The organism is Mobiluncus holmesii ATCC 35242 (assembly GCF_000185445.1).
GTDB lineage: Bacteria > Actinomycetota > Actinomycetes > Actinomycetales > Actinomycetaceae > Mobiluncus > Mobiluncus curtisii.
The window spans coordinates 949022-968818 of record NZ_GL622346.1 but is presented as its reverse complement, the minus strand read 5'-3'; the positions used below and the strand labels follow the sequence as shown (position 1 = coordinate 968818).

At 56.6% G+C, this 19797-nt stretch carries 19 protein-coding genes and 2 tRNA genes; 13 read left to right on the top strand and 8 right to left on the bottom strand.

Annotated features, from left to right (window positions below; all coding sequences use genetic code 11):
• Nucleotides 1-585, top strand: a complete 585-nt coding sequence (locus tag HMPREF0576_RS04130) for a major tail protein (RefSeq protein ID WP_004010806.1) — start codon at nt 1-3, stop codon at nt 583-585.
• Between the two features lie 21 nt (nt 586-606).
• Nucleotides 607-1023, top strand: a complete 417-nt coding sequence (locus HMPREF0576_RS04125; protein ID WP_004010805.1) for a hypothetical protein — start codon at nt 607-609, stop codon at nt 1021-1023.
• 190 nt (nt 1024-1213) lie between these two features.
• Here the strand turns inward: HMPREF0576_RS04125 and HMPREF0576_RS04120 are convergent, their stop codons facing one another.
• Nucleotides 1214-1831 carry an alpha/beta fold hydrolase gene (locus HMPREF0576_RS04120; protein ID WP_004010803.1) on the bottom strand — a complete coding sequence of 206 codons (618 nt, stop codon included), beginning with the start codon at nt 1829-1831 and terminating at the stop codon, nt 1214-1216.
• 256 nt (nt 1832-2087) lie between these two features.
• On the opposite strand from HMPREF0576_RS04120, the gene HMPREF0576_RS04115 reads away from it, so the two are divergent.
• The 10 genes from HMPREF0576_RS04115 (at nt 2088) to HMPREF0576_RS04075 (ending at nt 14024) form a co-directional block, all read left to right on the top strand.
• Nucleotides 2088-4766: a phage tail protein gene (locus tag HMPREF0576_RS04115; protein ID WP_004010802.1), complete on the top strand. Its 2679-nt coding sequence runs from the start codon at nt 2088-2090 to the stop codon at nt 4764-4766.
• Nucleotides 4766-5458 (top strand): hypothetical protein, encoded by a 693-nt coding sequence (locus tag HMPREF0576_RS04110; protein ID WP_004010801.1) that lies wholly within the window; start codon nt 4766-4768, stop codon nt 5456-5458. The genes HMPREF0576_RS04115 and HMPREF0576_RS04110 overlap by 1 nt, the downstream gene beginning before the upstream one ends.
• Nucleotides 5459-5529: 71 nt before the next feature.
• Nucleotides 5530-8211 (top strand): phage tail spike protein, encoded by a 2682-nt coding sequence (locus tag HMPREF0576_RS04105; RefSeq protein ID WP_004010799.1) that lies wholly within the window; start codon nt 5530-5532, stop codon nt 8209-8211.
• Nucleotides 8212-8227: 16 nt separating this feature from the next.
• Entirely contained in the window at nt 8228-8650 is a 423-nt protein-coding gene (locus HMPREF0576_RS04100) for a DUF1617 family protein (protein WP_004010798.1), read from the top strand.
• Complete coding sequence (locus HMPREF0576_RS04095; RefSeq protein WP_004010797.1) at nt 8647-8868, top strand: hypothetical protein; 222 nt, start codon at nt 8647-8649, stop codon at nt 8866-8868. Before HMPREF0576_RS04100 ends, HMPREF0576_RS04095 begins: the two co-directional genes overlap by 4 nt.
• A gap of 80 nt (nt 8869-8948) precedes the next feature.
• Nucleotides 8949-9413: a phage holin family protein gene (locus HMPREF0576_RS04090; RefSeq protein ID WP_004010796.1), complete on the top strand. Its 465-nt coding sequence runs from the start codon at nt 8949-8951 to the stop codon at nt 9411-9413.
• Nucleotides 9410-10417, top strand: a complete 1008-nt coding sequence (locus HMPREF0576_RS04085; protein WP_004010795.1) for an N-acetylmuramoyl-L-alanine amidase — start codon at nt 9410-9412, stop codon at nt 10415-10417. Before HMPREF0576_RS04090 ends, HMPREF0576_RS04085 begins: the two co-directional genes overlap by 4 nt.
• A gap of 152 nt (nt 10418-10569) precedes the next feature.
• On the top strand, nt 10570-10953 hold the full coding sequence (locus HMPREF0576_RS09290) for a hypothetical protein (RefSeq protein ID WP_147285762.1): 384 nt from the start codon (nt 10570-10572) through the stop codon (nt 10951-10953).
• 252 nt (nt 10954-11205) lie between these two features.
• A complete protein-coding gene (locus tag HMPREF0576_RS04080) occupies nt 11206-12456 on the top strand; it encodes a recombinase family protein (protein WP_004010793.1) in 1251 nt (416 codons plus the stop codon).
• Nucleotides 12453-14024: a recombinase family protein gene (locus HMPREF0576_RS04075; protein WP_004010792.1), complete on the top strand. Its 1572-nt coding sequence runs from the start codon at nt 12453-12455 to the stop codon at nt 14022-14024. Before HMPREF0576_RS04080 ends, HMPREF0576_RS04075 begins: the two co-directional genes overlap by 4 nt.
• 48 nt (nt 14025-14072) lie before the next feature.
• Here the strand turns inward: HMPREF0576_RS04075 and HMPREF0576_RS04070 are convergent, their stop codons facing one another.
• The 4 genes from HMPREF0576_RS04070 to HMPREF0576_RS04055 all read right to left on the bottom strand — a co-directional run bounded on the left by HMPREF0576_RS04070 (nt 14073) and on the right by HMPREF0576_RS04055 (nt 16224).
• On the bottom strand, nt 14073-14702 hold the full coding sequence (locus tag HMPREF0576_RS04070; RefSeq protein WP_036324239.1) for an ABC-2 transporter permease: 630 nt from the start codon (nt 14700-14702) through the stop codon (nt 14073-14075).
• A complete protein-coding gene (locus HMPREF0576_RS04065; RefSeq protein WP_004010790.1) occupies nt 14699-15544 on the bottom strand; it encodes an ABC transporter ATP-binding protein in 846 nt (281 codons plus the stop codon). Before HMPREF0576_RS04065 ends, HMPREF0576_RS04070 begins: the two co-directional genes overlap by 4 nt.
• Nucleotides 15531-15914 (bottom strand): GntR family transcriptional regulator, encoded by a 384-nt coding sequence (locus HMPREF0576_RS04060; RefSeq protein ID WP_026420983.1) that lies wholly within the window; start codon nt 15912-15914, stop codon nt 15531-15533. Before HMPREF0576_RS04060 ends, HMPREF0576_RS04065 begins: the two co-directional genes overlap by 14 nt.
• Before the next feature lie 236 nt (nt 15915-16150).
• A tRNA-Gly gene (locus HMPREF0576_RS04055) sits at nt 16151-16224 on the bottom strand.
• Nucleotides 16225-16299: 75 nt separating this feature from the next.
• Here HMPREF0576_RS04055 and HMPREF0576_RS04050 point away from each other — a divergent pair.
• A tRNA-Pro gene (locus HMPREF0576_RS04050) sits at nt 16300-16373 on the top strand.
• A gap of 206 nt (nt 16374-16579) precedes the next feature.
• Here the strand turns inward: HMPREF0576_RS04050 and HMPREF0576_RS04045 are convergent.
• From HMPREF0576_RS04045 to tsaD, 3 genes are all read right to left on the bottom strand, one after another.
• Complete coding sequence (locus HMPREF0576_RS04045; RefSeq protein WP_004010788.1) at nt 16580-17632, bottom strand: diacylglycerol kinase family protein; 1053 nt, start codon at nt 17630-17632, stop codon at nt 16580-16582.
• A gap of 22 nt (nt 17633-17654) precedes the next feature.
• Nucleotides 17655-18518 carry a formyltetrahydrofolate deformylase gene (purU, locus tag HMPREF0576_RS04040; RefSeq protein ID WP_004006976.1) on the bottom strand — a complete coding sequence of 288 codons (864 nt, stop codon included), beginning with the start codon at nt 18516-18518 and terminating at the stop codon, nt 17655-17657.
• 146 nt (nt 18519-18664) lie between these two features.
• A complete protein-coding gene (gene tsaD / locus HMPREF0576_RS04035; protein WP_004010787.1) occupies nt 18665-19777 on the bottom strand; it encodes a tRNA (adenosine(37)-N6)-threonylcarbamoyltransferase complex transferase subunit TsaD in 1113 nt (370 codons plus the stop codon).
• Between the last annotated feature and the right edge of the window lie 20 nt (nt 19778-19797).

Here is a 19797-nt window from a genome sequence, read left to right as displayed (position 1 = left end):
ATGGCGACTATTGGTTTAGACAAGCTCTACTACGCCACCATCACCGAAAACCCCGACACGGGCGAGGAAACCTACACCAAGCCCAAACCCCTAGCCAAAGCCATCAGCGCCGAACTCTCCGTCGAAGTGGCCGAAGCAATCCTGTATGCCGATGACGGCCCATCCGAGATCGTCAAGGAATTCAAATCCGGAACCCTCACCCTCGGCATTGATGATCTTGGCGGTGAAGCCGCCGCCGCACTGACGGGTGCGACCGTGGATGCAAACGGGGTGCTCATCTCCGCCTCCGAGGACGGCGGTGCTCCAGTTGCGATTGGCTTCCGCGCCGCACGCTCCAACGGCAAGTACCAGTATTTCTGGCTCTACCGCGTCAAGTTCGCCCTGCCAACAGAAACCCTCGCCACCAAAGCCGACTCCATCACGTTCTCGACGCCTTCGATTGAGGGCACGATTCTGCGTCGTAACAAGCCAGACGCTAAGGGTCGTCATCCGTGGAAGGCCGAAGTCACCGAAGGCGGCACTGGGGTTAAGCCCGAGACGATCACGAACTGGTACGCCCAGGTCTACGAACCTGCCACAAGCTAACGAGTTAAGGAGTGCCAAGCGATGACTACCAAGAAGAACACTGAATCTGTTGTGGAACCAGGGCGCTCCGCCACCGTCACCATCGGCGGGGAGGACTACGAGCTCGTCCTGACAACGAAAGCCACGCGTCTGATCGCCGAGCGTTACGGCGGACTCGAACACCTGGGCAACGCCCTCGAAACCTCCGACAACCTGGGCAAAACCCTCGGTGAGGTGATCTGGCTGATCACACTGCTGGCCAACCAATCAGTCCAAATCCACAACCACCGCCACCCAGACGACAAACGCCCAGAGTTGACCGAGGACGAGGTCGAACTACTTACCGTTCCCGCTGATCTGACGGACTATCGCGGCGCGATCGCCGAAGCCCTCCAACGCGGCACACGCCGAGAAATCCTCACCGAGCCAGCCCCAAAAGCACCACCAGCGGACGCATAGTCGAAAACGACAATGCCGTGTTCACGCGGCTGACCTATATCGGAATGACCCACCTCCACCTATCGCGGGTGGAGGTGGGCTTAACCGTGTTTGGTGAACTCCTCGACCTCGTGGACTGCTGGCGACTCGAAACCGGGCGCGCCCAGCCGTTGCGTCAATGGTTCATCGACGACGTGATTCCTGCCGGGATTTAGATACTGCCCCAGTGGGCTTTTAGTTCGTGAGCGAATTCTGTGGGCATTGATTGATGCCTTTGATGACCCGCGTCTGGCACAACGATGAGGCGGGCATGTGGGATCTGTTGGCTGATGGTGCGGGCGGCAGGAAGATTCGCGCGGTCTTTCGAGCCGCACGCAATCGTCGTTGGAACCGTGATATTTCCAAGCTCTGGCTCGAAATCAATGGCTGATATTTGACGCAGGATTTCCAGCAACTGTTGCTTGGAAATCTGTGGTGGGCACACGAGACGCTCAGGCAAGACTCGCATGAGAACGCTTTGAATGCGCATCAATGCTTTAGGAGGGCGCGCCTGCGGAGCTGAAAGAAACAGCGACCGAACCATGTGCGGGTGCCGAATTGCCAGATCAAGACCCATCACCGCGCCAAGAGATAGCCCAACCACGTAGACTGGATCATTCAGTGATGCGGCGAGTTCGTCCGTGCGCTCATGTAACGACCATGGCGTTCCTGATGGCTGATCGAAAACAGTGGGCGTGAGCGCGTCAATGCTCTCGAACTCGTTGATGACGCCATTCCAGGCTTGCGGAGTCTCACCGAGTCCATGGAGGAAAAGCACCGGAGTGCTCATCGCTGCAAACCACGAGTGGCAAGGTGCCACGCTGCAAGCCCGATCGCACATATTGCGAAACCTGCTGCATTAGCGACGCCCGTGACGGGATGCACGACACCGCTCATCCACAAAACAGCGAAAACGACCGTACCGATGACGAGTAAAGCAAACAACAGCCATACCCACCGGCGATTAGTTACAACATTGGCCCACACGATTCCTCCTCATCCTCTAGCCAATTTTAACCCCCAGCAACGCGAAGGAATACAGACCTATGGCTGACAGTTCGTTTGGTTTGAAGATTGGGCTTGAGGGTGAGCGTGAGTTCAAGCGGGCGATCACGGATATCAACCGTGAGATGAGGGTGCTCGGCAGCGAGATGAAGCTCGTAGCCTCCTCGTTTGATAAGAACGACAAGTCCGCCGAAGCACTCACGGCCCGTAACCAAGTGCTGGGCAAAGAAATCGAGGCTCAAAAGTCGAAGATTGAGACCCTGCGCGCCGCACTCGAAAACAGCGCTTCCTCGTTTGGGGAGAACGATAGCCGTACAAAGAATTGGCAGATCCAGCTCAACAACGCAGGCGCTGAACTCAACCGGCACGAGAGCGAACTCAAAGCCAACAACGACGCCCTGTCGGATTTCGGGAACGAGGCAGACGGCGCCGGTGACGATGCCAAGGGCGCGGCAAAGGACGCAGGACGTCTTGAGGGCGCGGTGGATGATCTCGGGGACGAGATGGACACCACCAGCTCCAAGACCCGCATTTTCGGCGACGTGCTCAAAGCCAACCTCGCCGCCGAAGCCATCATCGCCGGCGTCAAAGGTATCGGGCATGCGATCGCCAGTATTGGGCGCGGCATGGCCGGAGCCCTCAAAGAAGGCGTGGAATACAACGCCCGCATGGAGCAATACACCACCTCGTTTACCACGATGCTGGGTGATCAAGCCAAGGCTCAGAAACTGGTCAATGACCTGAAGGTTGAGGCGGCAAAGACCCCGTTTGGGATGGAGGACCTCGCGGGCAACATGCAAACCCTCCTGAGCTTCGGAATGAGCCTTGAGGATGCGAAAAAGCACCTCAACGAAATCGGCGACATCTCCCAAGGCGATGCGGTGAAGATGGAATCGCTGACACTTGCCTTCGCCCAAATGTCCTCGACCGGCAAACTCACGGGCCAGGACTTGCTGCAGATGATCAACGCCGGATTCAACCCCCTCGAAGAAATCTCCCGCAAGACCGGCAAAAGCATTGGTGAGCTGAAAGAGGATATGGCCAAGGGCGCTATCTCGGCTGACATGGTCGCTGACGCATTCGCCAGTGCTACTGCTGAAGGCGGCCGCTTCTATGGGGCTATGGACGCCCAATCCAAGACCTTTAGCGGCCAGTTGGCGACAATGCAGGATGGGGTGGAGAACCTCAAAGGCCTCCTCGCAGGCGGAGTCTCTGAGGCGTTGGCTGATTCGGTGCTGCCGATGGTCAACGGCTGGATCGACGAACTAACCGCAGCGTTCGAAGAAGGCGGAACACCCGCACTCATCGACACCCTCGGCCAAGTCTTACAGGAAGCCCTCGCATTTATTGCCGAGCAGCTACCGATGGTGGTCGAGACCGGCATGAGCATTTTGACCGCGCTCCTTGAAGGCATTATCAAGGTGTTGCCACAAGTAGCAGAAACAGCCGTGACGCTGATCATCGCTCTGGTCGAGGCAATCATCGAAGCACTGCCGTCCCTGTTGGAGGCGGCGATTCAGATCATCGCAACCCTCGTCTCTGGGATTGGCGAAGCACTACCGGAACTGGTTCCTGCGGCGGTGGAAATGCTCGTCGCCCTCGTCCAAGGGCTCGTCGATAACCTGCCATTGCTTCTTGATGCAGCGTTGCAGCTCATCACCGGACTCGCCGAAGGTCTCATAGCAGCCATCCCCGTCATCATCGAAGCCCTGCCACAAATCATCACCAGCATCGTGACCTTCCTTGTCGGAGCGATCCCGCAAATCATCGAAGCAGGAATCCAGCTGCTCACCGCGTTGATCGGCGCGCTACCGCAGATCATCACAGCAATCGTCGCAGCACTCCCGCAGATTATTACCGCGATCGTGGGCGGCGTGGTCGGCGCGATCCCGCAACTCATCGACGCAGGGATCCAGCTACTGACGGCGTTGATTGGTGCCTTGCCGCAAATCATTACAACGATTGTGGCCGCGTTGCCGCAGATTATCGCCTCGATTGTGTCGGCGATTGGTGGGGCGATCCCGCAACTCGTCCAAGCAGGAATCCAGTTACTCACCGCGTTGGTGCGGAATCTGCCGCAGATTATTTCCACGATCGTCGCCGCAATCCCGCAAATCGTTATCGGCATCGTCTCGGCCGTTGGCCAGGGCGTGTGGCAGATGGCGGAGGCGGGCAAGAACCTCGTCTACGGCCTGTGGAACGGTATCCAATCCTTAGCGGGGTGGCTATGGGATTCGGTCTCGAACTGGGCAAGCGGGATTTGGGACTCCATCACCGGTTTCTTCGGCATCCACTCACCGTCACGCAAGATGGCGTGGGCAGGACGGATGCTTGTCGAAGGCCTCGCAGGATCCATCCGCACGGACGGCAACAAAGCTGTCACCGCTGCCACTGGTTTAGCTAGGGACACGATGGACGCCTTTGCCGACCTTGAAGACGGGCTTCATGTGCCGATCGAGGCGGTTGCAGACCTGCAAGTACCGAACGTTGACCTCACCCCACAACCCATAGCTATCAATCGCGATACGAGTGGCGGTGCTGATAGTGAGCGTGTGGATGTCGCGAGCATCGTCGACGCGACAGCGAAGCGGATCCTCGGGTCTTTGGATATTTCGGTGACGTTGTCGGATGGGACGCTGGTGGGCAAACTCGCACCCGCCCTTGACAAACAACTCGCACGCCTTGATCGGCGGCAGACCGTGATGGCAGGAGGCTACTAATGTATGGGTTCACCTTGAACGACAGGGTGACCTCTACGTCGCTTGGTCTGCGCTTGACCGCCCCGGTGGCGATACCCGCCGCCGTCCGTGCGGTGAACGATATCGAGATCGAAGGCCGCGCCGGAACCCTGACCAGGTTTATAGGCTGGGAGGACACCGAACTCGAGCTTGAACTCGCGGTGCCTATCCGTGACGGGCTCAACCAGTATCGGCAGGCTGCTCACCACCTCACGGACGCGTCCACGATCGCGTTTTCGGGTGAGCCTGGTGTGTATCGGAAGGTCAAGCACTGCGAAGTCTCGGAATTGCGCCGGGAGCTGTCGGGGTGGGGGTTCTTCACCGCACGCCTGACCTGCCAACCCTTCACTTACCTGACCGATGGTTTGAAGCCGGTAATAATGTCGGAGTCGGGGACGATCACCAACCCAGGACTTCTTGATGCGGATCCGATCATCACTGTTACAGGCACGGGCATGCTCTCGTTGACGGTGAACAAAACGGTACATCAGGTGAATTCGCCAGCAGGCTCCGTCACACTCGACAGCGAACGCCTCGTCGCACACGCCCACGGGAAAGTCCAGACCGATGCGCTCAGTGAAGCATTCCCAGTATTGAAGCCTGGGGTCAATCGGATCACGCTCGGCGCTGGTATCTCGAAGATCGTGATCACGCCGAACTGGCGCAACCCCTAACACCCAACTCACGCAAGTTCCGATGGCCATCCCTTCGTGGGGTGGCCACTGTTGTCTTTGGAAGGCCTCTCATGATTACGGTTCACGACCGCACCGCCACGACATTCACCACCACCGGGCTAGGAGTCTTGGATCGGGAGATCATCAACCCGATCGTGACTGAAGAACTAGGTGGCGAATTCTCCCTGACCTTCACCTACCCAGCAGATGGACCTGCAGCCCAGCACCTCGTACTTGAGAACATTGTGGCAGCGCCCGTGCCAGGGCTGGAGCAACGTCAGGGTTTCCGGATTAGCGAGGTCGTCACCACGATCGAAGGTTTGCTGGAAGTAACGGCGTTTCATGTCTTCTATGATCTGGCGGCGAACCTCATCGCCGACACCTACGTGGTCAACAAAACCGCGAAAGGCGCACTCACTCAAATCCTTGGCGCGGCAAACACTAAGCACGGGTTTACTGCTACCTCATCGGATACGGTGACTAGGTCTTCGGCGCGGTTGGTGCGCATGCCCATCGCCCAAGCTCTGATGGATGCGGGCGAGGACAACACGTTCGCTGCGCGTTGGGGCGGTGAACTGGTACGCGATAATTTCCATATCCATCACGCGCTCATGCGTGGAGCCAACCACGGGGTGGTCATCCGTGACCGCAAGAACCTCACTGGCTTCGAATCGGCTATCGATTTTTCGACGGTGGTGACACGGATTCTCCCGGTCGGCTACGACGGCCTACTCTTGCCTGAACTCTATGTGGATAGCCCGAAATTGGGCGATTATGTGGTGCCGCGTATCCGCGTCATCCGCTACGGACAAGTCAAAGCCATTACTGATAAAGACAACCCACGTGAAGGTGAGCTTCCGCTCGACCAAGCCCACGCGCAGTTGCGACGTCTAGCGGCGGCAGAATTCAGCGCCAAGCATGTGGATGAGCCGTCCGCTTCGTACAAGATCCGCTTCACTGACCTTTCACAAACCCGTGAATACGCAGACCTCGCACGGCTAGAAACCGTCGAAATTGGTGACACCGTGACCGTCCGCCACACCGATCTTGGGATTGCGCTCACGGCGCGGGTGGTGGCCTACGAGTACAACCCGCTCACGCTCCAGTACATCTCGGTCGAACTTGGAACCGTAGCTCGGAAGTTCACGTCTGTCACCCGGCAAGTCAAGACCGCCATCAATACGGCGGTGGCTGCGTCGGATGCGGCCGGGTTCGCGTTGGCTAGTGCGGATGGGAAGAACACCAACCACTACGGCAGGATCCAGCCCGCCAATGCCAGGCTGGGTGACACGTGGTTCCGACAAAACGGCGAAACCACCGAAATCTGGATCTACCGGCTCACCGACACCGGGCAGCCCGGCTGGGTGGCACTCGCTACTGACCTGAACCATGCCCAGGTGCAGGCCGAACTCGACGCCGCCCGCGCAGAGGTCGACCAAGCCCTCGCCGCCGCACAAGACGCACAAACCGCCGCCGATAATGTGGCCACTCAGATGGCTTCGGCGCAGGTGGAGATCGACCAGACCAAGTCTGCTGCCGCTGGCGCTACCCAGTTGGCGCAGGATGCCCACGACGTTGCGGTTACCTCGGATGGGCGGCTCACGGTTGCGAGCCTCGATCCGACTGTGGCGGACGCGGCTGGCCGACCGGAGGGTGCGCTATGGCAAGTGCGCGTAGACGGCGTGATCGCCCGCCAATATCTCCTCACCAACAACGAATGGGAACAAACACCGGTGGGTGCGGCGATGATCGGGTCGAAAGCGATCAGCCAAGCACACATCGCAGACGCCGCCATCGGCACCGCACACATCGCAGACGCCGCGATCACCGACGCGAAAATCGGGTCGCTCTCGGCCTCGAAGATCACCTCAGGCTATTTGGCTGCTGGACGGATTGCTGCCGGCTCGATCACGTCTGACAAGCTGACCATCGCCAACGGATACATCACGACTGCGATGATTAAAGACGCTGCGGTCACGAGCGCGAAAATCGCTGCGCTGGATGCTGGGAAGATCACCACCGGGACGTTGTCGGCGGCTCGGATTGGGGCGCGCTCGATTTCGGCCGACAAGCTCGCCACCAACGCCATCCAAGTAGGCTTAGCTGGCTGGACGCAATCGATCCGCATCACCCCGTATCAGATCGCTTGGTATAACGGCTCGACGTTGGAAGGAACGATTACGAGCGCTGGTATGCAGTTTTGGTACGGCACTAGGTATATCGGTGAGTTCGCGCGGCGTGCCCATAAGGACAAGCCGAATGTGCAAGGCATCGTCAACCAGCTCGCTTACAAAGGCGACTACGTCGCCTGGACCTACCAGAAGGCAGACGGCGGCACCTACTACACGTGTTTGACGTTGGATCCGAAGGGATTGTTTTACGGCAAAGCCGGTATCCATCTTGGGAGTGACCTGCGTACTGGTGGTTACAAGTTCTACACGACCGGCTCTCGCTACGTGACCTTGCAAGACTGCACGCTGACGGGCAAGGGAACCTATTCGGGCTGGGTGGGACAAAGCGGGCTGTCGAAGATCGTCTTCCACACCTACGACCTGATGGTGGTCACTAACGGCTCGTATTACAACATGACCCGCCTGTTCGACCGCACCAAGGATTTGATGTCGCGGATGAACGCAATCCTGAGCTTACTCAATCAGGGGTGGATCACATCCATCTCCGGGTCTGGGTCGAACATCACGTGGCGGTACTTCTCCAACACTGGCCTGTCGGCCATGTCCACCAACCTCGCATAAGTAAAAGGAAACACTGATGAAGATCATGATCGCCAATCACCATTTGCAACCCATCGCAGACCTACTAACCAATATGCCGCTCAAGGCCGCTCAGTCCCGTGCTCGCTCGAAACTCCTGACGTTGGTGAAGGAGGCGATCGCGCGATTCGGGGAAGATGAATACGACCTCGTCACCCAATTCGCAACACTTGACGATCAGGGTCGCCCAGTGTTCGCAGACGACGGCACGTTCGTCCTCGCCGACCCCGACAAGGCCAGTGAATTCCTCGACGCACGCCAAGCACTACTGGCATCTGTTGCGGAAGTCTCTGGCCCAACCTACGACGGCCACGACAAGGACGTGAAAGCACTTCTTGATGGCTATGAGGGTGAACTGTCTGGCGAAGCGGCCGAAGCCTACGACGTCCTCTACGACGCCATCACCAAGGGTGGCCAATGAAGGCCAAGGAAGAAAAGGACACGGAAATGACCGACGTTTCAGATGATGAGTCAACGCCTAGCGAAGAAGTACAGCTACCCATCGTCCCGGTCGAATCCGATGCCACGCCCGCACCACCAGCAGAGACCATCGAAGCCCAAGAACTCCCAGCGCCCAAGGCGGCGTCCTTCGACTTGAGCCTGCCAATTCTGGAAGTGCTCACCGATCCGACCATGTAGCCCAGTGCTACACCGATTTTTAGATGCCTTCACCCCCTGGTGGGTGTGGGCAATTTTTATGCCCACGAAAGGAAACACCCATGTCTCTAAACGCCATCTGGCACACCATCCAAACCGGCATCGCCGGAGCAGGTGCGTGGCTCGCCGCCTACCTCGGAGGCTTAGACGGTTTGGTTTACGCGTTGATTGTCTTCGCTATCGCCGACTACATCACCGGGGTGCTGACCGCCATCAACGAGCGCCGCCTCAGCTCATCCGTCGGTTTTAGGGGTATCAGCCGCAAAATCCTCATCTTCACCCTCGTCGGCCTGGCCCACCTCATCGACGTCCACATCCTCGGCGCACCCGGAGTCCTACGCGCGGCGGTCATTTTCTTCTACCTGTCCAACGAAGGAATCTCCCTCGTAGAGAACGCCACCCGCCTCGGCCTACCCGTCCCACCCCAAATGCGTGGGGCGCTCGATGCGATCGCCAACCGCGCCGAAACAAGACCCTCACTGACCGAACCACCAACCACTGAAAACACAAAGGAGAACCAGTCATGAAGAATTGGCTCGCGCTCGAGGCCGACATCGACCTCATCATGAACACACACTACACACCCGGCCGCAACGGCAGGCGGATCGATAAAGTCATCATCCACCACAACGCAGGCAACCTCACCATCAGGGGCTGCTACGACGTATGGCAAACCCGACCTGCCTCCGCGCACTACCAAGTAGAAACCAGTGGCCGCATCGGCCAACTCGTCTGGGACCGGGACACTGCCTGGCACGCGGGAAATTGGGTAGCCAACACCACCTCGATTGGAATCGAACACGCAGACGCATCCATCCGCCCCTACCGTATTTCCGATGCCTGCCTAGAAAACGGGGCACACCTGGTCGCCGCCCTGTGTCACTACTACGAGCTCGGCCGACCCACCTGGGGCAAAAATGTGTTCGGACACTGCGACTTTTCCGCAACCGAATGCCCCGCCTCCATAGCCGGATCCCAACACGCAACCTACATGGCCAGAGCCATCTACTGGTACGACCAAATGACCTCCAGCAAAGTATCCGCTACGCCAGCACCTGCCTCTAAGCCCGCACCGTCCACGCCGCCGAACATCGACGCGCTCGCCGACGCTGTGATCCGTGGCGACTACGGAAACGGTGCGGAACGCAAGCGCCGCCTCGGATCGAACTATGCGGCTGTGCAGAAGCGGGTGAACGAAAAACTCGCAGGCTCTGCCCCCAAGCCGTCCGCACCCACGCCCGCGCCGTCGGTCAACATTGACGCGCTGGCCGACGCGGTGATCCGTGGGGACTACGGCAATGGCGACGAGCGCAAGCGACGTCTCGGAACCAACTATGCGGCTGTCCAGCAGCGAGTCAATGAGAAGCTTTCCGGCAACGCATCCGCCCCGAAGCCAGCAGGACCCAACATCGACGCATTGGCTGACGCCGTGATCCGTGGCGAGTACGGCAATGGCGAGGAGCGTAAGCGCCGCCTTGGGAACCTCTACAGCGCCGTCCAGGCACGAGTCAACGCCAAGCTCGGCTACTAAACACCCACGCCACGTCGGAGCGACTGAGCCCCGTCACCACTGCGACTTCCCAATCCTCGGGGAGCCGGTGGTGGCGGGGCTTTTCGTCGTTTCATGGACGGATTTAACAATCGGGGGTTTGTCGGCAGTGGGATGAAGGGAGTGACCCCACTGTGAATGAGCTTGATGAACAACGTATCCGCAACCTGCGCACGGCGGGCTGGGGGTATAAAGCGATTGCCGAGTTTTGCGCCCTGACTCGTGACCAGGTCCGCTCGTACTGCACCAGCCGAAACCTTGACGCCGCTCCGGTGATGGTCGAGCGCGTGTGCCAGTGGTGTGCCAGCCCTATACAGGGAGGGGCTCGGGCTCGGTTTTGCTCGCCCGCCTGCAGGCATAAAGCGTGGCGGCATCGACAGAAAACCGAGCCTGTGCGCGAGCAGACCTGTACGCACTGCGGACGCCGCTTCGTGATCGTGGACAAGCCAGGTCAAAAGTTTTGCTGTCACGCCTGCTATGTGCGTGCTCGCTTCGGCACGCGGGGCGGACGACCATGAACACGCTCGCCACTCCGGTTGATCAGATGACACAGCCTGAGATGTTCGCCCGAGAACTCGGCTTCATTACGGACTCTCACACGTTGAGCGTGCTGGCGGGGCGGGGTGTGCTCACACCCGCAGAGTATCAGCGTGCTCACCGGTTGTTATGGGAGGCGTGGACGCCGATCTATCAACCATCAATAGTGGGCGAAACGACTGGATAAACACCTGTTTTAGAGCGTGTATAGACCTAACGCGAAAGGAGAAAACGTGGCACACATAAGTGTGGTGACACCGGTTCGGCCGCCTGTCCCGAAACTGGTCAACGTGGCGGCATACGCGAGGGTCTCGACCAACGGTGCGGAGCAGTTAGCGTCATTGTCGGCGCAGGTTTCGTATTATTCGCGCCTGATCCAGTCCACACCCGGATGGGCCTATGCGGGCGTGTTTACCGATGAGGGTATTACTGGTACGTCAACGAAATCCCGGCAAGGTCTGGCCGACCTGTTGAAAGGAGCCAGGAGTGGGGGTGTCGATATTGTGTTGTGTAAATCGATCTCACGCCTGGCCCGCAACACTGTCGATCTGCTCGCTACGGTCCGTGAGCTCAAAGACCTGGGCGTTGCAGTGCGATTCGAACGCGAACGCATCGACACCCTTAGCGCTGACGGGGAACTGTTGCTGACTTTGTTGGCGTCTTTTGCTCAAGAAGAATCACGCTCGCTATCCCAGAACGTGAAATGGGCGATCCGCAACCGGTACAAGAGCGGGGGCACGAACTCCTTCGTTGTCTACGGATACCATTGGACAGACGGTGAGTTCACGATCATCGACGAAGAAGCCAAGATTGTGCGCTTACTGTTTGCCAATTATCTCGATGGGATCAGCCCGGAGAAAACCGCGACGATGCTCAATGAGCAAGGTAAACGCTCTCGGGGAGGGGGACGGTTCTACGGGTCCGTGTTTCGTCGCATGCTCGAAAACGAGCGCTACAAGGGCTGCCAAATGCTGCAGAAAATGTACCGCCCCACGATCCAAGCACCCACACGCTCCTTCAACGACGGGGAGCTGCCGCGATATTGGGTCGAGCAAGCCCTTCCAGCGATCATTGATGAGGCGATGTTTGATGCGGTGCAGGCAGAAATCGCGTACAGGCGTGAGGTGGGGCCGGCGGCGACCCCGTCAAAGAACACGGGCGTATTCACCGGGCGGATCTGCTGCGCGGTGTGTGGGAAGAACTATCAACGCAAAACCCGCACCTACAAGTCTGGAACCTCGTACAAGTTCTGGCGCTGCTGGAGTGCCTGCACCGGGAACGGAAACCCTTGCGGCGGGCACAACCTGCGCGAAACACTCCTCGAACAAGTCTGCGCAGACATGCTCGGCACCCAGGGTTTCGACCCTGTGTCGGTTGGCGAGCAGGTCGTGATGATTGAGGCCTTCGAGCACCAGCTCACCTTCCACCTCGCGGATGGAACCATGACGCCGGTGGGGTTAACCAGTGAGGGGAGGTTGGCATGAACCGCACCGTCACAGCGATACCCGCAACAAAGAAGCTTCGATCTGCCGCAGCCTCATCTGGCGTACCGGCACGCAGACGGGTCGCCGCCTACGCTCGCGTCTCTACCGAGATGGAAGAACAAACCTCCTCGTATGAGGCGCAAATCGACTACTACACCACCTATATTCGCTCACGTAATGATTGGCAGTTCGCGGGCATGTACTGCGATGAAGGTATTTCTGGCACCTCCATGAAACGTCGCGAAGGTTTCCAAACCATGATCGATGACGCCCTGACAGGCAATATCGACCTCATCCTCACCAAGTCCGTCTCCCGATTCGCGCGCAACACCGTCGACTCGCTCACTACCGTGCGCAAGCTCAAGGATGCAGGCGTCGAGGTCTATTTTCAGAAGGAAAATATTTACACCTTCGACGCCAAAGGCGAATTACTCATCACGATCATGTCGAGCCTGGCGCAAGAAGAATCCCGCTCCATCTCTGAGAACGTCACCTGGGGACATAGGAAACGTTTTGCCGATGGGAAGATTATGGTGCCCTACGCATCACTACTCGGATATAAGAAAGGCGAGGACGGCAGCCTTGTCATCGACGAGACGCAGGCTCCGACCGTGCGGTTGATCTACCAGCTTTTCCTTGATGGGATGGCGATCAGTGAGATTAAAACCGAGCTCGCTGCCCGCAAGATTCTCACCCCGCGTGGGAAAGAAGTGTGGTCGACATCGACGGTGCGCTCGATCTTGTCGAACGAGAAATACAAAGGTGACGCCCTTCTTCAAAAGACGTTCACCACCGATTTCCTTACTAAGAAGATGAAGGTCAACGAGGGTGAAGTGCCCCAATACTATGTGTCGGGTAATCATGAGCCGATTATTGCTCCGCGTATCTGGGATCAGGTGCAATACGAACTGGCCACCAGGCATGGCAACATATCGTCAGCGAAAGTCGGCTTATTCTCCACCCGGCTGAAATGTGCTCAGTGTGGGGCGTGGTATGGGCGTAAGACGTGGGCGTCGAACACGAAATACAAGTACACAGTCTGGCAATGCAACCACAAATACACAGACGAACATCCCTGCAGCAGCGCGACGGTGAAAGACGAGCAGATCAAGGATTCTTTCGTCCAAGCGCTCAACCAACTGATCGCCCGCCAGCCACGGCAAAGTCGCCTGCCGCAGGTGCTTGGGGACATGTTCGATACGAGCCGTTTGGAAGAACAAGCCGCCGCGTGCCAGACGAAAATCGTGGAGCTGACCGAGCAGATCGAGGCGCTGATAGCGGAAAACCAGCAACGCGCGCTCGACCAAGACGCCTACCAAAACAAGTACACCGAACTCGATACTACCTACCGTAAGACACTCGCACGTAAAACAAGCCTGGAAGCAGATATCGCAGCGAACACCGCCAAGCACGCCGCCATCACCACAACCCTAGACGATCTGGCAGGGGAACCGGTGAGCGAGTTTCACCCCTCACAGTGGAGCGCTCTCATCGACCACGCCATCGTCACCGAGGACGGGATCCGGTTCATCTTTAGAACCGGGAAAGAAATCACAGTGGGGCTTTGAAAAGAACGCAGGGCGCTAACATTGAATGCAAAATTGCACTCGAATAACTTAGAATTCTTTACCTGCCACGATCTTTCGACTTATCCATAGGGATACTGCGGTAAGTATGATCGTCACGGTCAGTAGTATTCCTGCGCTGGTGAGCGGGGGTAGGGTTAAGGCTTTTGCTACCCATTCGAAAATTGCTTGTTTGTTGGAACCAACAAAGGATGATCCGGCGAATACTACGATGAATACCGCGACCAGAAAAAGCTTGGCTTTTTCCGGACCAAATTTGTAAAACAGCGGTAGCTGAATAATGGTCAACAGCACAGTGACCGCAAAGGCGAAACTGGCCACCAAAACGGTATTTTTCCAAGGCATCTCAACCATTAAATAGGCAAGAACACCTGTAACCGCGAAAGCCACTACCCCAAGAGCGAGTGTAATCAGAAAATTTAGATTAACGAGCTCGTTTCTACTGATAGGTCCGGCAAGAATCGTTCGGTGCACCTTGGATTCAGCATCACGAGCAAAGGTGGCCGTAAAATAAAGCATCCCAATCATGCCAAAAATAAACGGAAAGATAATCAACTGGTTTGCATAAATCCCCACAGCGCTGATCGCAACGAGCATCAAACCTAAAACAGCTATATATGTACGATTGGCAATAAGGTCTTTATAAAATGCAGCTCTCACTGATATTCTCCTTTAATCGTGTAGACCATAATGTCCTCAATCGTCGGTCTAGCAGCTTGCACACCAGCAGGAACTGCTCCGGTGCGGACGATTACTTCTTGACCAAAATCATGACGGCGACGCCCTAACACTTGCGTGGAATCAAGCTGGTTTGCCTGCTCATTGCTCAACGCTACGATTCGCCAAGAATCTAAGAGCTCATCTTTTTGTTCCATGAACTTCAACTTGCCCTCACGGATGAAAGCCACGTAGTCAGCGGCTTTTTCAATATCGGAAACGATGTGAGACGAAAACAGAATCGAGTGAGTCGGATCTTCGATAAATTCGAGCATAATATCAAGCACCTCATCACGAATCACCGGATCTAAACCACTGGTAGCCTCATCAAAAATCAGCAAATCCGCTGCATGGGAAAGTGCCATCGCTAGCCCCAGCTTCATCCGCATACCTCTAGAGAGTTCACCAACTCGCTTAGATGAAGCGAGATGAAAACGCTGCTGGTAACTAGCGTATGTTTGCGCATCCCAACTCTTGTACAGGCGCTTGCCGAACTCGCCAGCATTCTTAACAGTAAAACTATCTGGCAGGCTAATATCGTCAAATACCACCCCCACTCGTTCATGCGCTTGTGGGTGATCTGCACCTGCAGGCTGCCCCAACAGGTTTATTGTCCCGGCATCGGGGTGAGCAAGACCTAAAATCAAACGCAGCGTAGTGGATTTACCGGCACCGTTCTCGCCCACGAAACCCACAATTGCTCCTTGGGGAACTTCAAGGTTAAGCGGACCGAGCGTGAATCCCGGATACTTTTTCGCTAGTCCGTTGATTTCAATCACATTCATCGGATCCTCCTAATAAATCAATCAGCTCTTTCAGATCAGAAACAGACAAGCCAGCAACCCGAGCCGAGGCGAGGGCGGATTTCAAATAGTCTTCGACTTTTTTACGCTGCTCTTCCTTGAGCAATTCAGTGTTTTTAGAAGCAACAAAGCTACCTCGCCCCTGTACGGAATCAATGAAACCCTCTAGCTCTAGCTCGTCATAGGCGCGCTTGGTAGTAATCACCGATACGCGAAGCTGTGATGCCAAACGCCGGATCGACGGCAGCTTGTCGCCGGGCGCTACCTGATCATTGATTATTGCCGCCTTGAGCTGATTCTTAATCTGAGCGTAAATCGGATCAGAACTTGCATTACTAACGATGATATCCACGAACACCTCCTAGTGTTTATAGTGTACATGAACACTAGGATGAATTAAGTAGAACACTCCACATTCAGAGAAACATTTCAAACGCCATTGCGCTCAACAGGAAAAAGGCAGGGTCAGTAGTATTTCCGCAGGTCGGGGCAAACGCGCTATACACTCGCTAACGCAAGGGATTTTCTTGACCCCCTCGGGGCGTACGCGCTAACGCAAACGCCTACTTATCATTTTCGACGTCATAGTGGAGCGGGCGACGGGAATCGAACCCGCGTAATCAGCTTGGAAGGCTGGGGCTCTACCATTGAGCTACGCCCGCGTACGAAATGAGTTTACCGGTTCGGATGGGTTTCCTACAACTCGAACTTTCCTGTACCATAAACTGTACCTTTTCCGGGGTGTAGCGCAGCTTGGTAGCGCGCCTGCTTTGGGAGCAGGATGTCGCAGGTTCAAATCCTGTCACCCCGACGAGCGAGCTCCCATGAAAGTTTACTTTCATGAGGCGCGAGCGAGGAGGGGTATGCAAGGCGAGCGGAGCGAGTCCTTGCAAATCCCCCGACGAAATGATTCTGAGCGGTGGGGGCAAGGCGAGCGGAGCGAGTCCTTGCAAATCCCCCGACGGGCGATGTCGATTTGAGCAAACTATTGAGCCACGGCGGGTTCGCAGCTTTGACCTATTTCTCTCTAGGATGCGGCACAATAAACCACCCGGCTCTGGGCACGCATTCCAAGTTAACCGTCCCGTATCCCAGGCGTTCCCCATCGGCAATGGGAGCCAATCCTTCCATCTCTAAACTGACTCGGCGTGCCTCGTGAAAAGTTACCCCGGGAGCACCAGCGAATTTCCCCCTTTTGGCAGCGAACAAGGGGCGGAGTACTTTCCGGCGGGGCATTGAGCTCAACGTCGCGATCGAGAAAACTCCGTCATAGCTGGATGCTTGTGGAGCTACTACCACACCGCCTCCATAGCATTTTCCGTTGGCAACGGCGCACAAAGTCAGGTGGTCCTCGCCCCAAGTTACCCCGTCGAGACTGAGCCGCACTGGTCGGGGATGGAACTTCGCCAGAATAATGAACAGGGACAAAATATAGCGCAGTGACCCGTGTGGCCAGCGCATTTCCTGGGTTTTATCTGCCACCATTTGGTCGAATCCGACACAAGTTATGGTGGACCACCAACGCTGCCGTACCTTGCCGTGCATATCGGTAAAAGTCGCTAGTCCCAGGTCGGTTTGGCTGACGAAACCATCCGCGATGATGTCCGCGGATTTACGTGGATTCAGCGGAATCCCATAGTGGCGAGCATGATCATTGCCAGAACCTGCAGGAATAATTCCCAGAGGCTTGTCGGAACCAACCTGTTCTTGGAGCACCAGTGAAAGTATCCCGTCTCCACCGGAAACGACGATGGCGTCCACCGTGGAATCAGCTACGGCCTGGCGAGCCGATTCCCGGGCTTGTGCCGCAGTATCGCAGGGAAAATCCACAATCTCCAGACCGCGCTTGTGCAGCACTTTTCGGGCGACCCGAGCAGTTTTGCGGGCGTGACCTTTAGCGGAGGCAGGGTTCAGAATGAAAGCGATACGGCGGATGTCGCGAATTTCTTGCCGATAAGTTTGTTCCAAAGGTGCGGTTTCGGGGTTGCCGGGTTGCGCGCTATCAGAAGGAGTGCCGTCCGGGGCGTGGCGGTTGGCGTGTGGGCTGTCCGGGGGCAACTGGTCCGACATAGCAAACTCTGATTCGGCGTCGTTACCGGAAAATCACGGTGCGGTCGCCGTTCATCAACACGCGATGCTCGGCGTGCCATTTTACGGCCTGCGCTAGCACGCGGCGTTCCACGTCTTGACCCTGTTTACGCATGTCAATAGCGGTAAATGTGTGATCCACGCGGGAAACGTCCTGTTCGATGATGGGACCCTCATCCAAATCCGCTGTGACGTAGTGCGCGGTGGCTCCAATGAGTTTCACGCCCCGGTCATGAGCCTGGTCATACGGCTTTGCGCCCTTGAACGACGGCAGGAAAGAGTGGTGAATGTTGATGATCCGCCCGCTCATTTCCCGGCACAGTTTGTCGGAAAGAATCTGCATATAACGCGCCAACACGACAAGTTCGACCTTTTCCGCGGCGACCAAGTCTAGCAGCTGCCGCTCCGCTTCGGGTTTATTGTCTTTCGTGACCGGCACCAAAATAAACGGTACTTGGTAGAAAGTTGCGATGGGAGCTAAATCAGGATGGTTACCCACGACCGCTTTCACATCAATCGGAATCGAGTGATCCCGCACGCGATAGAGCAGGTCGGACAGGCAATGCCCCTCTTTGGAAACCATGATGACGGTGCGCAGTGCTCGCCCAATTTCATCCAATTCCCAAGCCATATCAAATTCGGCAGCGAGGGTTTCTACTCGAGAGCGAATATCGTGAGCACAGGGGACGTCCATCTCTACCCGCATGAAAAACAATCCGCTATCGAGATCTGCAAACTGGGCTGACTGGATGATATTGCCTCCCGCGCTGACCACCATGCCAGAGACAGCGTGGACAATCCCCGGTTGGTCGGGGCAAGAGAGGGTTAACACCAGCTTTACGGTTTCGCTTGACTTTGTTTCCGTCATGGTTCTTAGCATACCTTTTTCGCCTAGTTGAGATGAGGACTGTGCCGACGCGGGGTGTGCTTCAGCAGATTCTTTCACAAGGGTCTGCTGAGAAGCTTTTTGTTGAGGGTGCGTGGTTTGATTCGTCACTAAAGCAACATCGGAAGCTAAACAATTACGCGTGTCAATTCCAAGGCGGAAACTGGCGAAAAGTCGGGGCGGCTGGGGTCGATAGACCCGGCAATTTCTGCCGTGATGGCAGCGATTTGCGCGCCGTTGTCGGTACAGAACTTCAGTGGGGGAATCCGCAGGGTAACGCCAGCACTCGTGCATTCCTCTGTCAGCCATTCACGCAGTCGGGAATTCGCGGAATATCCGCCGCCCACCACCAGGGTTTTTGCCTCGAAATCGGTTAGCGCTCGCATAGTCTTGCTGACCAGGGAGTCATTGACAGATTCCGAAAATCCACGGCAAATATCCGCTACCGGCAGCCATGGTTTGCCCTCACGAGCGGGTACAAAATCCTCGGTAAAGTCCGGACGGTTGCGTACTTCCGGGGTGGCTTCGAGCTGGCTAACATAGCGAGCCACGGCGGTTTTCAGTCCGGAGAAAGAAAAATCATAAGGGTGTGTTTTGGCGTACTTTGCTCCTGCTAGACCGCGCGGAAAATCAATCGCTCCCAGATTGCCTTCGCGGGACATCCGATCCACGTGTGGTCCTCCGGGATAGGGCAGCCCCAGCACTCGTCCAACCTTGTCAAAGGCTTCCCCCGAGGCGTCATCGAGAGTGCCGCCCAACTCTCTGATCCCATCTGGAGCTGCGAAATCGGTAATGAGCAGCAGGTTTGTGTGCCCGCCGCTGACCACCAGTCCTACCGCTGGCAGGTCCAAATCACCGTTCACCAGCTGGTCAACTGCCAGGTGACCAATGACATGATTGACTCCGTATAGTGGCTTTCCGGTGGCGACTGCCAGGGCTTTTGCCCCGGCAATTCCTACCGCCAACGAACCAATCAGCCCTGGACCAGCGGATACTCCAATCTGGTCAATGTCTGCGAGCTTTACTCCTGCCTCATCCAAGGCTTTACTGACCACAGGTAGGAATGATTCCAAGTGTGCCCGTGAAGCAATCTCGGGGATAATTCCCCCGTAACGGGCATATTCATCCATCGAGGTAGCGACCACGTTCGCTAATAGCTGGGTTTTCCCCGCGACGATGGCAGCTCCAGTTTCATCGCAGGTAGATTCAAGTCCTAAAGTCAGTTTCTCACCGTTTAACACGGGTTCAGTTTAGTTGGTTT

Coding starts and splice junctions, on each gene's coding strand:
- HMPREF0576_RS04130 (WP_004010806.1), top strand. CDS start 1: ATGGCGACTATTGGTTTAGACAAGCTCTACTACGCCACCATCACCGAA.
- HMPREF0576_RS04125 (WP_004010805.1), top strand. CDS start 607: ATGACTACCAAGAAGAACACTGAATCTGTTGTGGAACCAGGGCGCTCC.
- HMPREF0576_RS04120 (WP_004010803.1), bottom strand. CDS start 1,831: ATGAGCACTCCGGTGCTTTTCCTCCATGGACTCGGTGAGACTCCGCAA.
- HMPREF0576_RS04115 (WP_004010802.1), top strand. CDS start 2,088: ATGGCTGACAGTTCGTTTGGTTTGAAGATTGGGCTTGAGGGTGAGCGT.
- HMPREF0576_RS04110 (WP_004010801.1), top strand. CDS start 4,766: ATGTATGGGTTCACCTTGAACGACAGGGTGACCTCTACGTCGCTTGGT.
- HMPREF0576_RS04105 (WP_004010799.1), top strand. CDS start 5,530: ATGATTACGGTTCACGACCGCACCGCCACGACATTCACCACCACCGGG.
- HMPREF0576_RS04100 (WP_004010798.1), top strand. CDS start 8,228: ATGAAGATCATGATCGCCAATCACCATTTGCAACCCATCGCAGACCTA.
- HMPREF0576_RS04095 (WP_004010797.1), top strand. CDS start 8,647: ATGAAGGCCAAGGAAGAAAAGGACACGGAAATGACCGACGTTTCAGAT.
- HMPREF0576_RS04090 (WP_004010796.1), top strand. CDS start 8,949: ATGTCTCTAAACGCCATCTGGCACACCATCCAAACCGGCATCGCCGGA.
- HMPREF0576_RS04085 (WP_004010795.1), top strand. CDS start 9,410: ATGAAGAATTGGCTCGCGCTCGAGGCCGACATCGACCTCATCATGAAC.
- HMPREF0576_RS04075 (WP_004010792.1), top strand. CDS start 12,453: ATGAACCGCACCGTCACAGCGATACCCGCAACAAAGAAGCTTCGATCT.
- HMPREF0576_RS04065 (WP_004010790.1), bottom strand. CDS start 15,544: ATGAATGTGATTGAAATCAACGGACTAGCGAAAAAGTATCCGGGATTC.
- HMPREF0576_RS04045 (WP_004010788.1), bottom strand. CDS start 17,632: ATGTCGGACCAGTTGCCCCCGGACAGCCCACACGCCAACCGCCACGCC.
- purU (WP_004006976.1), bottom strand. CDS start 18,518: ATGACGGAAACAAAGTCAAGCGAAACCGTAAAGCTGGTGTTAACCCTC.